Below are 15,720 nucleotides of genomic sequence, written 5' to 3' on the forward strand. Positions count from 1 at the left end.
GCCCTGACCAGCCCTCCCGACCTGCTCGACGGCGTCGCGGACTGGCCACACGTCCCCACCCCCGTCGGCGTCCTCCGCCTCGAACCCGTACGGCCCGGCCGTGACCTCCCGCTGCTCGCGCGGTGGATGAACGACCCGGCGGTCGCCGAGTACTGGCAGCTGGCCGGCCCCGAGCAGACCACCGCCGACCACCTCGCGGCCCAACTCGCCGGCGACGGCCGCAGCGTCCCGTGCCTGGGCGTCCTGGACGGCACCCCGATGAGCTACTGGGAGCTGTACCGGGCCGACCTCGACCCGCTCGCCCGCGGCTTCCCCGTACGACCCCACGACACCGGGATCCACCTGCTGCTCGGACCGCCCGACCGCCGCGGCCGGGGCCTGGGCACCGCGCTGCTGCGCGCGGTCGCCGACCTGGTGCTCGACCAACGCCCCGACTGCCGCCGCGTGCTGGCCGAGCCCGACATCCGGAACGTTCCCTCCGTGGCCGCCTTCCTCGCCGCCGGCTTCCGGCTCACCGCCGAGGTCGACCTCCCCGACAAGCGCGCCGCCCTCGTCGTCTACGACCGGGCGCTGCGCCACCTCCGCTGATCCGCGCACGCCACCTTCCGTCAGCGCGCGACCCCGACCGGGCCGCGCCACGACACTCCCAGAGGAGACCGAGTTGCGCCCCAACCCCGCCGACTGGCGACACGTCTGCCGACAACTCCTGGCCAAGCTCTTCGCCGAACTCGCCTACGAGGGCGTCCTCACCCCGGCACACACCGGCGGCGCCGACTACGAACTCGCCGTGCCCGGCGGCCCCCGCTACCGCTTCCGCGCCACCCGGGGCGCCTACGGCCACTGGCGAATAGCCCCCGACAGCCTCACCCCCGCCACCGACCCGCTGGAGTTCCTCACCCTCGCCCACGAGAGCCTGCTCGGCATGGCCGGCGACACCACGGGCCATCTGCTGCGCGAGCTGACCGCCACCCTCAGCGCCGACGTCCACCTGCGCTCCCGCGCCCTGTCCGCCGCCCGGCTCGCCGACCTCGACTACGCCGAACTCGAAGGCCACCAGACCGGCCACCCCTGGCTCGTCGCCAACAAGGGCCGGCTCGGCTTCTCCGCCGGCGACGCCGCCCGCTACGCGCCCGAGGCCCGCACCGCCCACCGGCTGCCCTGGCTGGCCGCCCACCGCGACCTCGCCGCCTACCGGGCCGTACCCGCGCTGGCCGACCCGCACACGCTCTACCGCGCCGAACTGGACGCCCCGGTGCGCGCCGCGTTCGCCGACACCGTCCGCGACGCCGGCCGCGATCCCGACGACTACCTGTGGCTCCCCGTGCACCCCTGGCAGTGGGACGAGACGATCAGCACCCTGTTCGCCCCGCAGCTCGCCGAGGGCCTGCTGCTCCCGCTGCCGGCGGACGACGACCTGCGCCTGCCCCAGCAGTCGATCCGCACCCTGCTCAACGTCAGCAGGCCGCGACGACGCACCGTCAAGCTGCCGCTGTCCGTGCTGAACACCCTGGTCTGGCGCGGACTGCCCACCGAACGCACCCTCGCCGCGCCCGCCGTGACCGGCTGGATCCACCACCTGCGCGACACCGACCCCTTCCTCCGCGAGGACACCCGTGTTGTCCTGCTCGGCGAGACCGCCTCCGTGACGGTGCGGCACCCCCACTACGACCGGCTGCCCGGAGTGCCCTACCAGTACCGGGAGCTCCTCGGCTGCATCTGGCGGGAGCCGGTCGGCGGCTACCTCGACGGCGGCGAACGCGCCCGCACCCTCGCCGCGCTGCTCCAGACCGACCCGGAGGGGAGGGCGCTCACCGCCGAACTCGTGCACCGGTCGGGGCTTCCGGCCCCGGTCTGGCTCGGCCACCTGATGGAGGCGCTGCTGCCGCCGCTCCTCCACTTCCTCTACCGCTACGGCACCGTCTTCTCCCCGCACGGCGAGAACGTGATCGTCGTCTTCGACGAACACGACGTGCCCGTCCGGCTCGCCGTGAAGGACTTCGTCGACGACGTCAACCTGAGCGCCACCCCGCTGCCCGAACACGCCGACCTGCCACCCGACGTGCGGGAGGTGCTGCTCACGGAACCGGCCGACTTCCTGCCGCAGTTCATCCACTCCGGACTGTTCGTCGGCGTGTTCCGCTACCTCGCGCCGCTGTGCGCCGAGCAGTTGGACGTGCCCGAGCGGGAGTTCTGGTCCCTCGTCCGCGAGACCGTGCTGCGCCACCAGCGGCGCTTCCCCGAGCTGAAGCCGCGCTACGACCTGTTCGACCTGCTCACCCCCCGCATCGGGCGGCTGTGCCTCAACCGCAACCGGCTGCACGCCGACGGCTACCGGGACCGGTCGCAGCGGCCGCACGCGGTCGTCGACGGGACGGTGCCCAATCCGCTGCACCTGCCGTGAGGAGCGGCGGCGCCCGGCGTCCGTGGCGTGATCCGAGCGGGCGCCCGGTGACCGGACGGTGGGTGTCGGTGGCGGCGCGTAAGGTTGCTTGCCTATGAGCACAGCACCCGGCAGACCAGACCTGACCGACCTCCTCAAGGCCGCCGTCGCCTCGGTCGGAGGCACCGAGCGGCCCGGCCAGGTCGCCATGGCCGAGGCCGTGGCCGAGGCGGTCGAGGAGGGCAGCCACCGGCTCGTCCAGGCCGGCACCGGCACCGGCAAGTCCCTGGGCTACCTGGTGCCCGCGCTGGCCCAGGGCGAGCGTGTTGTGGTCGCCACGGCCACGCTCGCCCTGCAGCGCCAGCTCGTCGAGCGGGACCTGCCGCGCGCGGTGGAGGCGCTGCACCCGCTGCTGCGCCGCAGGGCCGCCTTCGCCATGCTCAAGGGCCGGTCCAACTACTTGTGCCTGCACCGGCTGCACGAAGGGGCGCCGCAGGAGGACGAGCCGAGCCTGTTCGACCCGTTCGAGGCCGCCGCGAGGGCCGCCTCGGGCCCCTCCAGCAAGCTCGGCAAGGACCTGGTGCGGCTGCGGGACTGGGCGGACGAGACGGAGACGGGGGACCGCGACGACCTCACCCCCGGAGTCTCCGACCGCGCCTGGGGGCAGGTCTCGGTGTCCTCCCGGGAGTGCCTGGGCGCGTCCAAGTGCGCCTACGGAGCCGAGTGCTTCGCGGAGGCCGCCCGGGAGCGGGCCAAGCTCGCCGAGGTGATCGTCACCAACCACGCGCTGCTGGCGATCGACGCGATCGAAGGCGCCCCGGTGCTGCCGCCGCACGAGGTGCTGATCGTCGACGAGGCGCACGAGCTGGTCTCCCGGGTCACCGGGGTGGCGACGGGGGAGCTCACCCCGCACGGTGTGACCCGGGCCGTGCGGCGGGCCGCGAAGCTGGTCGACGAGAAGATCGCCGACCGGCTGCAGAACGCCGCCGACGGCTTCGAGGCGCTGATGGAGCTGGCACTGCCCGGGCGCCTGGAGGAGGTCCCGGAGGACCTCGCCCACGTGCTCGCTTTGCTGCGGGACGCCGCCCGGGCGACGATCACCGCGCTCGGCGACACCAGGGACCGGTCCGTCGCCGACGAGGACGCGGTGCGCAAGCAGGCGCTGGCCTCCGTGGAGAACGTCCACGACGTGGCGGAGCGGGTGGCGGCGGCCTCCGAGTACGACGTCGTCTGGTACGAGCGTGACGACCGCCGGGGCGCCTCGCTGCGTGTCGCCCCGCTGTCGGTGTCCGGGCTGTTGCGGGAGAAGCTGTTCCACGAGCGCTCGGTGATCCTCACCTCCGCGACGCTCAAGCTGGGCGGGGACTTCAACGGCGTGGGCGCCTCGCTCGGCCTCGGCCCGGAGGGGAAGGACGACGCGGAGCTGCCGCAGTGGCGCGGCCTCGACGTCGGCTCGCCGTTCGACTACCGCAAGCAGGGCATCCTCTACGTCGCCCGGCACCTGGCGCCGCCCGGCCGCGAGGGCAGCCGGACGGACATGCTGGCGGAGCTGTCCGAGCTGGTGGAGGCCGCCGGGGGGCGCACCCTCGGGCTGTTCTCCTCGATGCGGGCCGCCCAGGCCGCCGCCGAGGAGCTGCGCGGCCGGCTGGACGTGCCCGTGCTGCTCCAGGGCGAGGAGACGCTGGGCGAGCTGATCCGGCGCTTCGCGGCCGACGACCGCACCTGCCTGTTCGGCACGCTCTCGCTCTGGCAGGGCGTGGACGTGCCGGGCCCGAGCTGCCAGCTCGTGGTCATGGACCGCGTCCCGTTCCCGCGTCCCGACGACCCGCTGACCAGCGCCCGGCAGAAGGCGGTGGAGGAGGCCGGCGGCAACGGGTTCATGGCGGTGGCCGCGACGCACGCGGCGCTGCTGATGGCGCAGGGCGCCGGGCGGCTGATCCGGGCCACGGGCGACCGGGGTGTGGTGGCGGTGCTCGATCCGCGGATCGCCACCGCCCGGTACGGCGGCTTCCTGCGCGCCTCGATGCCGGACTTCTGGTACACGACGGACCGCAACCAGGTGCGCCGCTCACTGGCGGCGATCGACGAGGCCGCCCGCAAGGAGGCGACCGGCTGACGCCGGGCGCCCTGCGGGAGGGCGGGCCCCGGGGCAGGCGCAGAAGGACCCCGGGGCCCGGTCTGGCGGTAGGGAGGACCGCACGCGACCAGGGTCGGCGGCGCGGAGCCGCCGCGACGACGGGTCAGACCCGCCGCATGACGGCGACGACCTTGCCCAGGATGGTGGCGTCGTCACCGGGGATCGGCTGGTAGGCCGCGTTGTGCGGGAGCAGCCACACATGGCCGTCCTCCCGCTTGAAGCGCTTGACGGTGGCCTCGCCGTCGAGCATGGCGGCCACGATGTCGCCGTTCTCGGCGACCGGCTGGCGGCGCACGGTGACCCAGTCGCCGTCGCAGATGGCCGCCTCGATCATCGAGTCACCGACGACCTTGAGGACAAAAAGCTCGCCGTCGCCCACCAGTTGACGGGGGAGCGGGAAGACGTCCTCGACGGACTCCTCGGCCAGGATGGGACCGCCGGCGGCGATCCGGCCGACCAGCGGCACGTAGGACGCGGCGGGCTTGCCGGCCGTCTCCGTCGCCGCCTGCGTGCTCGTCGGCGTCTCGGAGCCGCGGACCTCGTACGCCCGGGGGCGGTGCGGGTCGCGCCGCAGGAAGCCCTTGCGCTCCAGAGCCATCAGCTGGTGCGCCACCGACGAGGTGCTGGACAGCCCGACGGCCTGGCCGATCTCGCGCATGGACGGCGGGTACCCGCGGCGTTGCACGGAGTCGCGGATGACCTCGATGACACGGCGCTGCCGGTCGGTGAGTCCGCTGCTGTCCGCGCGGATGCCGGGGGGGCGGCCCGGCAGGGCCCGGCCGGGCTTGCCGGGTACCGTCTCCGTGGAAGCGGGCGGGCCCGCCGGGCCGGGCGCGCCCGGCATGCCCGGCGCGCGACCGAGCCTGGGTGGCTCCGCCGGCCTCCCGGAACGGTCGAGACGCTGTTGCGCGGCGATGCTTGCGCTGTCTGCGGTGGTGGTCACGTCGGCCCCTCTCAAACGGTTCTCCCTACGGGCAACGGTAGTTGCTTTCGAAAGGTTGCGCCAAACACACGTTCGAGTGAAATGTGCGGGTTCGGCAGCCGGGCGAGGCCCGCTCGGTGTATGCGCGACGGCGCCCGACGGGTGCTCGACAGGCGCCCGCCGGAGCGCCGGCGGGTGGCCCGGCGGGTCGTCCGGCGGGTCGTCCGGCGGGTCGGCCCGCGCGGTGCCCGGAGAGTCGCGGCTCGTCGCCTCCCGGTGCCTCCCGGACGCCGGGCCCCGGGGGTCCCTGGGGTACTCTCTCGTACGTTCCGGGCCGGGCGGCGCGGCGACACGCGAAACGGCGTATTGCCTCAGCCGCCACCAGATCTAGTGGTTACATGGCTCCCGGCCACCCACAGGTTGTGTCCCCGCGTGCTTTTCGGCGGTGGGGATCGCCTATGCTGGGGGCTGGTTCCGACCGCTGGGCGACCGGCCTTCGGAGCCGTCGGATCATGCTGCGCCATCGAGGGTGAGAGAGGGTGGGACGCGATGCACTGTCCCTTCTGCCGACACCCCGACAGCCGCGTCGTCGACAGCAGGACCACCGATGACGGCACCGCGATCCGCCGCCGCCGCCAGTGCCCGCACTGCTCCCGTCGGTTCACGACACTGGAGAACGCGTCACTGACGGTGATCAAGCGGAGCGGCGTCACCGAGCCCTTCAGTCGGGACAAGGTGATCGCCGGAGTGCGCAAGGCATGCCAGGGACGCCCGGTCACCGAGGACGCCCTCGCCCAACTCGGCCAGCGGGTCGAGGAGGCGGTGCGCTCCACCGGCAGCGCCGAGCTGTCCACACACGACGTCGGCCTCGCCATACTCGGCCCCCTGCGGGAGCTGGACGTGGTGGCCTACCTGCGGTTCGCGTCCGTCTACCGGGCGTTCGACACGCTGGAGGACTTCGAGGCCGCGATCGAGGAGTTGCGGACGGTTTCCCCGTCCGCCCGGGCGGACGGGGAAACCGCGCGGACCGGCGGGGCCGGTTCCGACGGTTCCGATCAGGACCCCGCGACCGCCACCGCCGCCGCGCGTCGGCCGCAGTCCAGCGCTGCCGGCTGACGGCGCGCGCACGCGCGAGAGGACCGGCCCGCGCTGACGCGGCCGGCGACCAGACAGTAACCGTGAACCGGGAAGTACCGGGGCACATCGGGTGTTATGCCCGCACAGGGAGGCGGAATGACTGAGACGACGAGCGGCCCGGCACGGAGTTCCCGTGCCAAGGGCGGCAAGGCGAGCAAGGGGCTGCGCGTCGAGCGCATCCACACCACTCCCGGCGTGCATCCGTACGACGAGGTCGTCTGGGAGCGGCGCGACGTCGTCATGACGAACTGGCGCGACGGCTCGGTCAACTTCGAGCAGCGCGGCGTGGAGTTCCCCGACTTCTGGTCGGTGAACGCCGCGAACATCGTCACCAGCAAGTACTTCCGCGGCGCCCTGGGCACCGAGCAGCGGGAGACGAGCCTCAGGCAGCTCATCGACCGCGTGGTGACGACGTACCGCAAGGCCGGTGAGGAGCACGGGTACTTCGCGTCGCCCGCCGACGCCGAGATCTTCGAGCACGAGCTGGCCTACGCCGTGCTGCACCAGATCTTCGCGTTCAACTCCCCGGTGTGGTTCAACGTCGGCACCAAGCAGCCCCAGCAGGTCTCCGCCTGCTTCATCCTGTCCGTCGACGACTCCATGGAGTCCATCCTCGACTGGTACAAGGAAGAGGGGATGATCTTCAAGGGCGGCTCCGGAGCCGGCCTGAACCTCTCCCGCATCCGCTCCTCCAAGGAACTGCTCTCCTCCGGCGGCAACGCCTCCGGCCCGGTCTCCTTCATGCGCGGCGCCGACGCCTCCGCCGGCACGATCAAGTCCGGCGGCGCCACCCGCCGCGCGGCCAAGATGGTCGTGCTCGACGTCGACCACCCCGACATCGAGGCCTTCATCGAGACGAAGGTCAAGGAGGAGGAGAAGATCCGCGCCCTGCGCGACGCGGGCTTCGACATGGACCTCGGCGGTGACGACATCACCTCCGTCCAGTACCAGAACGCCAACAACTCCGTGCGGGTCAACGACGCCTTCATGAAGGCCGTCGAGTCCGGCGGGAAGTTCCCGCTGCGCGGGCGGCTCACCGGCGAGACGATCGAGGAGGTCGACGCCCGCGCGCTGTTCCGCAAGATGGCCGAGGCCGCCCACGCCTGCGCCGACCCCGGCATCCAGTACGACGACACCATCAACCACTGGCACACCTCGCCGGAGACGGGCCGCATCACCGCCTCCAACCCGTGCAGCGAGTACATGCACCTGGACAACTCCTCGTGCAACCTCGCCTCGCTGAACCTCATGAAGTTCCTGCGGGACGACAACGAGGGCAACCAGTCCTTCGACGCCGAGCGCTTCGCGAAGGTCGTCGAACTGGTCATCACCGCGATGGACATCTCCATCTGCTTCGCCGACTTCCCGACCGAGAAGATCGGCGAGACCACCCGCGCGTTCCGCCAGCTCGGCATCGGCTACGCCAACCTCGGCGCGCTGCTGATGGCCACCGGCCACGCCTACGACTCCGACGGCGGCCGCGCGCTCGCCGGTGCCATCACCTCCCTGATGACCGGCACCTCCTACCGCCGCTCCGCGGAGCTGGCCGGCGTCGTCGGCGCGTACGACGGCTACGCCCGCAACGCCGAGGCGCACAACCGCGTCATGCGCCAGCACGCCGACGCCAACGACGCCGCCACCCGGATGGACGACCTGGACACCCCCGTCTGGGCCGCCGCCACCGAGGCCTGGCAGGACGTGCTGCGGCTCGGCAAGAAGAACGGCTACCGCAACGCGCAGGCCAGCGTCCTCGCGCCCACCGGCACCATCGGCCTGATGATGGACTGCGACACCACCGGCGTCGAGCCCGACCTCGCGCTGGTGAAGTTCAAGAAGCTGGTCGGCGGCGGCTCGATGCAGATCGTCAACAACACCGTGCCGAAGGCGCTCAAGCGACTGGGCTACCAGTCCGAGCAGATCGAGGCGATCGTCGCGCACATCGCCGACCACGGCAACGTCGTCGACGCGCCCGGCCTCAAGCCCGAGCACTACGAGGTCTTCGACTGCGCCATGGGCGAGCGCTCCATCTCGCCGATGGGCCACGTCCGGATGATGGCCGCCGCGCAGCCCTTCCTCAGCGGCGCGATCAGCAAGACCGTCAACATGCCCAGCACCAGCACCGTCGAGGACGTCGAGGAGATCTACCTCCAGGGCTGGAAGCTCGGCACCAAGGCGCTCGCCGTCTACGTCGAGAACAGCAAGGTCGGCCAGCCGCTCTCCGCGAAGAAGAAGGACGAGGAGAGCAAGCCCGCTACCGCTCCCGCCGAGCAGGCGCCGGAGAAGACGGTCGAGTACCGCCCGGTCCGCAAGCGGCTCCCCAAGGGCCGCCCCGGCATCACCACCTCCTTCACGGTCGGCGGCGCCGAGGGCTACATGACCGCCAACTCCTACCCGGACGACGGCCTCGGCGAGGTCTTCCTGAAGATGTCCAAGCAGGGCTCCACCCTCGCGGGCATGATGGACGCCTTCTCCATCGCCGTCTCCGTCGGCCTCCAGTACGGCGTGCCGCTGGAGACGTACGTCTCGAAGTTCACCAACATGCGCTTCGAGCCGGCCGGCATGACCGACGACCCGGACGTGCGGATGGCGCAGTCCATCGTGGACTACATCTTCCGCCGGCTGGCGCTCGACTTCCTGCCCTTCGAGACCCGCTCCGCACTCGGCATCCACTCGGCCGCCGAGCGTGAGCGTCACCTGGAGACCGGCTCCTACGAGCCGGACGAGGACGTCGACGTGGAGGGCCTGGCGCAGTCCGCGCCCCGCCACAGCGAGAAGCCCGCGGCTCCCGCCCCCGCCGCCGCGCCCTCCCAGGCGCACAACTCCACCGAGCTGGCGGAGATGCAGCTCGGGCTGAGCGCGGACGCACCGCTGTGCTTCTCCTGCGGCACCAAGATGCGCCGCGCCGGCAGCTGCTACCTCTGCGAGGGCTGCGGCTCCACCAGCGGCTGCAGCTGACACGGCGGCCCGACACGCATGACGCCCGGAGGGGCGGCGTCCCGACCTGCGGCCGCCGCCCCTCCGGCGTGTTGTCCCGTGCGTCCCCCGCGAGGGGCCGGCGTCGACAAGTAGGACGATCAGCGACCCGGATGGCCGTACCATGGCGCGGTGCTGGTCAAGTGGATGCGGTGTGTGGTGACCGACCGTCGCGGCTTCGAACGCGCGCAGCGGAAGTGGGCCGGGCTGCTCGGTGAACCCGGGTTCCGCGGGCAGGGCGGCGGCTGGAGCCGGTCCCGGCCCGGCACCGTCCACCTCTTCGGCTTCTGGGAGAGCCGCTCCTTCTACGACTCCTTCATGGCGCGCTCCCACGACAGGCTGCACGCCGCCCAGGTCGGCACCTACACCGACATGCGCGCGCTGCTGTTCGAGCACCGCTTCGACGTCAAGACCGGCTTCCGCCCGGAGTTCACCGGCGCCGACCTGCTGAGAGTCGCGCACTGCACCGTGCACAACGACCGCATCGACAACTACACCCACATGCAGGAGAAGGTCTGGAACCCGGCGATGGCCGGCTCACCGGGCATGCTGCGCGGGCTCTTCGCCCAGGCGGCGAGCGAGGACGAGTTCCTCGTGCTGTCGATGTGGGACTCCCGAGCCGAGCACGGCAAGTACCGCGTCGAACGGGTCGAGCGCCTCGCGCTGCGTGCCCAGACCCTCGCCGACCTCGCCGCCGTGGACGGCGACGTCATCGACCTCGAACCTGCCTGGACGGTGGAGGCCAGGACCGGCGGCGACCTGGACACCGGCCGACTGCTGTCCTGAGCCCGGACCACCGGCCGTGCCTTCGCCGGCGCGTGCCGCACCGCGCGTCGCTCGCCGCGCGTCCCCCGCCCGCGCCTCCTACGGCAGCCCGGTCTGACCGCCCGCGTTCCCCCGGCTACGCTGGAGTCATGGCACGTCCACGTCGCATCGTCCTCCTGCGCCACGGGGAGTCCGAGGGCAACGTCGACGACTCCGTCTACGAGCGTGTGCCCGACCACGCGCTCGCCCTCAGCCCACGCGGCCGCAGCCAGGCCATCATGGCCGGTGAGCGGCTGCGCGAGCTCTTCGGCGGCGAGCGGATCTCCGCCTACGTCTCGCCCTACCGCCGCACCCTCCAGACGTACCGGCTGCTCGGCCTGGACCCCACCCTCGTCCGGGCCCGCGAGGAACCCCGGCTCCGTGAGCAGGACTGGGGGAACTGGCAGGACCGCGCCGACGTACGCCGCCAGAAGGCCGCCCGCGACGCCTACGGGCACTTCTTCTACCGCTTCGCGCAGGGCGAGTCGGGTGCCGACGTGTACGACCGCGTCGGAGCGTTCCTGGAGAGCCTGTGGCGCAGCTTCGAGGCCCCGGACCATCCGCCGAACGTCCTGCTCGTCACCCACGGCCTCACCATGCGGCTGTTCTGCATGCGCTGGATGCACTGGAGCGTCGCCGAGTTCGAGTCCTTGTCGAACCCGGACAACGCCGAGACCCGAGCACTGCTCCTCGGCGTCGACGGCAGGTACCACCTCGACCGGCCCTTCGAACGCTGGTGCCAGCCGGAGTCCTACGAGATGCTGTGATCACGGGCGTCCCGCACCGCTCCCCGGTGACGGCCGAGGCGCCGCGTACCGACTGACCGATGTGGACAGCCCGGGATAGAGTCGGGACACGATGACCGTAGACCCCGTCCGCCACCGCCGAGCGATGGCGAGCCTGCGCGGGCTGTCCATCGGGGACGCCCTCGGCTCGCAGTTCTTCGTGCCCACCAACTATCCGCTCCTGCACCGGCGTGAGGCGCCGCCGGGCTCCTGGCAGTGGACGGACGACACCGAGATGGCCGCCTCCGTCGTGGCGGTACTCCTCGAACGGGGAGCGGTCCACCAGGACACGCTCGCCGCCTCCTTCGCCCACCGGCACGACTTCGACCGGGGCTACGGGCCGGCCGTCAACCGCATGCTGCGCCAGATCCGCCAGGAGGGCGCCGACTGGCGCGAACTGGCCTCCGCCCTCTTCGACGGCCGCGGCTCCTGGGGCAACGGCGCCGCCATGCGCGTCGCGCCGCTCGGCGCCTGGTTCGCCGACGACGCCGAGCGCGCCGCGGTGGAGGCCGAGCACTCCGCGTTTGTCACCCACCAGCACCGGGAGGCAGTCTGCGGCGCGATGGCGGTGGCCGCGGCGGCGGCCCTGCGCGCGGCCGTCCCGCGCTGGCGGGTCGAGGAAGGCCCCCGGCTGCTGGACGCGGTGGTGGAGCTGGTGCCCCGCAGCGCGGTCCAGGCCGGGCTGCGAAGGGCCCGCGACATGCTCGACTACGGCGACGTCGCCACCGTCGCCGCCGTCCTCGGCTGCGGCCGGCGCACCAGCGCACACGACACCGTGCCGTTCGCGCTGTGGGCCGCCACCCGCCACGGCGGCGACTTCACCGAAGCCGTCTGGGCCGCCGCGACCGCCGGCGGGGACGTCGACACCACCTGCGCCATCGTCGGCGGCGTACTCGCCTCCGGCCCCGACTGCCGCGTGCCCGAGGAATGGCACCGCCGCGCCGAACCGCTGCCCGGGTGGGTCACCGGTGAGGCGGCGCGACCGGCCGAGTAGGCTTGGCGGTGTGCCGTACGACCCACCCACACATCGCGTCGAGCGGTCGCTGAGGGCGACTACCGGAGCGAGGATCATCGCCGGTGTCGACGAGGTCGGCCGTGGCGCATGGGCCGGCCCCGTGACGGTCTGCGCCGCCGTGACCGGTCTCCGCAGGCCGCCGGAGGGCCTGACCGACTCCAAGCTCCTCACCGCCCGTCGGCGTGAGGAACTGGCCGAGGTGCTCGCCGGCTGGGTCACCGCCCACGCGCTGGGCCACGCCTGGCCCGAGGAGATCGACGGGCTGGGGATGACGGCCGCCCTGCGACTGGCCGCCGTACGCGCGCTCGGCGCGCTCCCGACACGACCCGACGCGGTGATCCTCGACGGCAAGCACGACTACCTCGGCTCCCCCTGGCGTGTGCGCACGGTGGTGAAAGGCGACATCAGCTGTGTCGCGGTGGCTGCGGCCTCCGTCCTCGCCAAGGTCCGCCGTGACGCCCTCATGGCCGAACTGGGCGCAGACCACGCCGAGTTCGGCTTTGACGCCAACGCGGGCTATCCTGCGCCCGTGCACAAGGCGGCCCTGGCCGAGCTGGGGCCCACGCCGCACCACCGACTGTCCTGGTCCTACCTGGACGCACTGCCTCGGTGGCGGCATCTGAAGAAGGTCAGGCCACTTGACCCGGCCGTGATCCCAGCGCCCCGCGGGGCAGCGGGCCGGCCGACGGCGACCGACGGCCAACTGGACTTCTTCTCCGCCGCCTCCGACGGAGACGGGCAGCCCGCCACGGGGGCCGTTTCCACACAACCCGCCGATGCCCCGCGCCCCGGCGTTTGATAGACAACACACCATGCCTCATAGCTCCGAGGAGCCCCAGATTCACCCGAGCGTTCCTGGCCCGCGCAAGCCCGCGGTTCCAGCCCGAACCCCGCAGACAGCCCGTGCCGCCACGCCGGGCCCCCGACCCACACCAGGCCCCCGGCCGGGCCCGCGCCCCGCACCGCCGCGTGCGGACCGCAGCAGCCGACCGGGCGACGGACGGCCCGGGCCGGCCCGCGGCGGTACGGCAACCGCCGTCGCGCCGCAGTCGGCGCCGCCCGCGGCTCAGATCCAGCTTGTGGAGACCTCCGAGTCGTCCGCCGTCGCGACGGCGGACGAGACCGTCGACCGGCTGCTGGACGAGGGCCGCGCGCCTTCCGAGGTGCTGGTGCTGACCACCGGTGATCCGCACCCGTGGGCGCAGCACGAGCTGTCCTTCGGAGAGGACGCGTACTGGCGCCAACAGGCCGAGGGCGACGACGTCTTCGCCGCCCACGCCACTGCGGTGGGCCGGACTGACAGCCGGCCCGTGGTGGTGCTGGCCGTCAACGGCGGCACCGACGAGGACGTGGCCGCCGCGCTGCCCGCCGCACTGGCCAAGGCCGGCGCCCAGCTCGTCGTGTGCGGAGAGGCCGGACGCCTGAGCGCCCTGCTGTGAGGCCCGGCGGGCGGATGGTGGGCGGCGTGCCCGCCCACCATCCGTCCGCGGCTCCACGCGGCGGGTCCGCGCCGTGGTTCCCGGCCTCAACCGGCGAACTACCGGGCCAGCAGGCTTTCGGTCGGCCGGGCCAGGAAACTCCCGGTGCCTTCCGCCGCCGGGCTCAGGCCCGCCGACGCGGCGGGCCGCGCCGCCTGAGCGCTGCGAGGCGCCCGAGCGCCGCGCGAAGCCTGGACGCTCCGCGCCCCGCGTGGACCCTGCCGCGACGAACCCGTGGGGGCGGCCTCGACCCGGGAGGCGTCGACCCGGGCCGCGTGGACCGGTTCCGCCGTGTCCGCTCTCGCCGTGTCCGCTTTTGCCGTGTCCGCTTTCGCGTCGGCTTCCTGCGGGGGAAGACGGTCGAGAGGGACAACAGGGTTCCGCCCCCGCCGATCGTCGCCCACGACCCGCCAGCCCGCCGGCGTCAGGGAGACGTAGGCGCCGCACCGCAGACCGTGCAGCGCGCAGGCGTCCCGCAGCCCCCACATCCAGGCCCCGTCCTCCTCCGTCCAACGGCCTTCCCCGTCCCGGCAGTAGAGCAGCACGCCCGTTCGTATCGGCCTTCGGCGGCGGAGGTCGTGCGGGATCACCCGACGAAGGCGGGCCAGCAGGGCGTTCCGCAGCTCCCAGCCGTCGAGCCGACCGCCGTGCTCGAACGAGGCGCTGGCGACGATGCGTTCCTCCGGCCCGAGCACACCGAGTACGGCGGTGCCCGGCGTCGGCGCGTGGAGTTCCGACAGTCCGGCCACCACGTCCCGGGGGTTTCGCAGCAACGGCACCTCCGCCGCTGTCCACTCCGCCGGTTCCAGCACCCGGGCCAAGCGCGTGGGCGACTCGCGGATGGGCGTGGGGCCGGAGCCGAGTATGCCGAAGGCCATGAGCGTCCTCCCTTCCTCTGCGCGCCCGGCGTCGACGGATCGTCGGGGCAGAAGCGCAGGAACGCACACCACGTCAGGCCGTACTGGCCGCGTGGTCCGACAACGGGGAGCCGCTGACAATTCTCGCCGTCACGTGGCCCGGCGGCAATGAGCATTTCCGGGCGCCGGCCCCGAGGACCTGCGCGGCCCCCTCATCCGACAGGAATCATGGCTCCCTTGACCCCCTTCCTACCCCTTCGGCGGATCATCGAAGCGCCCGGGCGGCGAGATGGCCGACTCCCGTACCGGGCCGACGCACCCGGCGTTTGCCCTCCCTCGCTCCCTCGCTCCCTCGCCGCTCTCCGGGCACCTCACCCCTGCACGGCGAGCACCAGCGGCAGAACCTCCGGCGCTCCCGCCTGCCGCAGCAGGCGGGCGGCGACCGCCAGCGTCCATCCGGTGTCGGTGAAGTCGTCGACGAGGAGCAGAGGCCCTTCCGCCGCGGCCACGGCCTCGGCGAGGTCCGGCGGAAGAGCGAGGGACGCCTGCACCGCCCGGACGCGCTGGGCGCTGTTGCTGTGCCCGGGCGCCGACACCGTGTCGGACCGGCTCAGCGAGCCGAGCAGGGGTATCCGTCCGATGGAGGCGATCCCCTCCGCGAGTGTGGTCACCAGGCGGGGCCTGTGCGACGAACCGACGGAAACCACCGCCACCGGCCGCCGCCTGTTCCGGCCCGCGCCGGCCCATCCCTCTGACGACCTGGCCCAGTCAGCGAGGACGCCGACGGCCGCGCGCATCACGTCGTCGGGGACCGGGCCGTCCGCCGCGCCCTGGACGAACAGGGGGCGCAGGCGGTTTCCCCAGCCGATGTCCGAGAGCCGGCCGAGCGCCCGCCCGGTCGAGGCCTGCTCGTCGGCGGGGATGCGCCCTTTCAGCGGCAGGCCGACCGCCTCCAGCCCCGAGGGCCACAACCGGCGTGGCACCACCTCCACACCGGCCCGGACCAACTCGCCCTGGGCGGCGGCCAGCGACTCGGGGGAGACGTTCGCCTCGAACCGGGCGCCCGCGCAGTTGTCACAACGGCCGCAGGCGTTGGTGTCCGGGTCGTCCAACTGCCGCCGCAGGAAGTCCATCCGGCAGGCCCCGGTACGGACATACTCCCGCATGGCCTCCTGCTCGGCCGTTCGCTGCTGAGCGACCCGGGCGTAGCGTTCCGCGTCGTACTCCCACGG

11 protein-coding genes and 2 pseudogenes are annotated in these 15,720 nt (G+C 73.0%); 10 read left to right on the plus strand and 3 right to left on the minus strand.

Annotated elements, in window-relative coordinates:
- From GL263_RS08305 to GL263_RS08315, 3 genes are all read left to right on the plus strand, one after another.
- A partial coding sequence (locus GL263_RS08305; RefSeq protein WP_182854947.1) for a GNAT family N-acetyltransferase occupies window positions 1-588 on the plus strand: 588 nt, incomplete at its 5' end.
- Window positions 589-661: 73 nt separating this feature from the next.
- Window positions 662-2,401: an IucA/IucC family protein gene (locus GL263_RS08310; protein WP_182854948.1), complete on the plus strand. Its 1,740-nt coding sequence runs from the start codon at window positions 662-664 to the stop codon at window positions 2,399-2,401.
- Window positions 2,402-2,495: 94 nt separating this feature from the next.
- Window positions 2,496-4,496 (plus strand): ATP-dependent DNA helicase, encoded by a 2,001-nt coding sequence (locus GL263_RS08315; protein WP_182854949.1) that lies wholly within the window; start codon window positions 2,496-2,498, stop codon window positions 4,494-4,496.
- Between the two features lie 124 nt (window positions 4,497-4,620).
- On the opposite strand, the gene lexA is transcribed toward GL263_RS08315, so the two are convergent.
- A complete protein-coding gene (gene lexA, locus GL263_RS08320) occupies window positions 4,621-5,361 on the minus strand; it encodes a transcriptional repressor LexA (protein WP_228456247.1) in 741 nt (246 codons plus the stop codon).
- A 627-nt stretch (window positions 5,362-5,988) separates the two neighbouring features.
- On the opposite strand from lexA, the gene nrdR reads away from it, so the two are divergent.
- From nrdR to GL263_RS29035, 7 genes are all read left to right on the plus strand, one after another.
- A complete protein-coding gene (nrdR, locus tag GL263_RS08325; RefSeq protein ID WP_182854950.1) occupies window positions 5,989-6,555 on the plus strand; it encodes a transcriptional regulator NrdR in 567 nt (188 codons plus the stop codon).
- A 117-nt stretch (window positions 6,556-6,672) separates the two neighbouring features.
- Complete coding sequence (locus GL263_RS08330; protein WP_182854951.1) at window positions 6,673-9,531, plus strand: vitamin B12-dependent ribonucleotide reductase; 2,859 nt, start codon at window positions 6,673-6,675, stop codon at window positions 9,529-9,531.
- Between the two features lie 150 nt (window positions 9,532-9,681).
- Entirely contained in the window at window positions 9,682-10,335 is a 654-nt protein-coding gene (locus GL263_RS08335; protein ID WP_182854952.1) for a YdbC family protein, read from the plus strand.
- 128 nt (window positions 10,336-10,463) lie between these two features.
- Entirely contained in the window at window positions 10,464-11,120 is a 657-nt protein-coding gene (locus tag GL263_RS08340; protein ID WP_182854953.1) for a histidine phosphatase family protein, read from the plus strand.
- Window positions 11,121-11,211: 91 nt separating this feature from the next.
- Complete coding sequence (locus GL263_RS08345) at window positions 11,212-12,132, plus strand: ADP-ribosylglycohydrolase family protein (protein WP_182854954.1); 921 nt, start codon at window positions 11,212-11,214, stop codon at window positions 12,130-12,132.
- A gap of 10 nt (window positions 12,133-12,142) precedes the next feature.
- A complete protein-coding gene (gene rnhB / locus GL263_RS08350) occupies window positions 12,143-12,952 on the plus strand; it encodes a ribonuclease HII (protein ID WP_182854955.1) in 810 nt (269 codons plus the stop codon).
- 280 nt (window positions 12,953-13,232) lie between these two features.
- The gene (locus GL263_RS29035) at window positions 13,233-13,592 is read left to right on the plus strand and encodes a hypothetical protein (RefSeq protein ID WP_323379299.1); all 360 of its coding nucleotides are present in this window, start codon (window positions 13,233-13,235) and stop codon (window positions 13,590-13,592) included.
- A gap of 413 nt (window positions 13,593-14,005) precedes the next feature.
- Here the strand turns inward: GL263_RS29035 and GL263_RS08360 are convergent.
- Window positions 14,006-14,509 (minus strand): annotated as a pseudogene (locus GL263_RS08360) (hypothetical protein); the annotation flags it as partial.
- A gap of 350 nt (window positions 14,510-14,859) precedes the next feature.
- Window positions 14,860-15,720 (minus strand): annotated as a pseudogene (locus tag GL263_RS08365) (recombinase RecQ); the annotation flags it as partial.

It is taken from the genome of Streptomyces durbertensis (assembly GCF_014156695.1).
In the GTDB taxonomy this organism is placed as follows: Bacteria; Actinomycetota; Actinomycetes; order Streptomycetales; family Streptomycetaceae; genus Streptomyces; species Streptomyces durbertensis.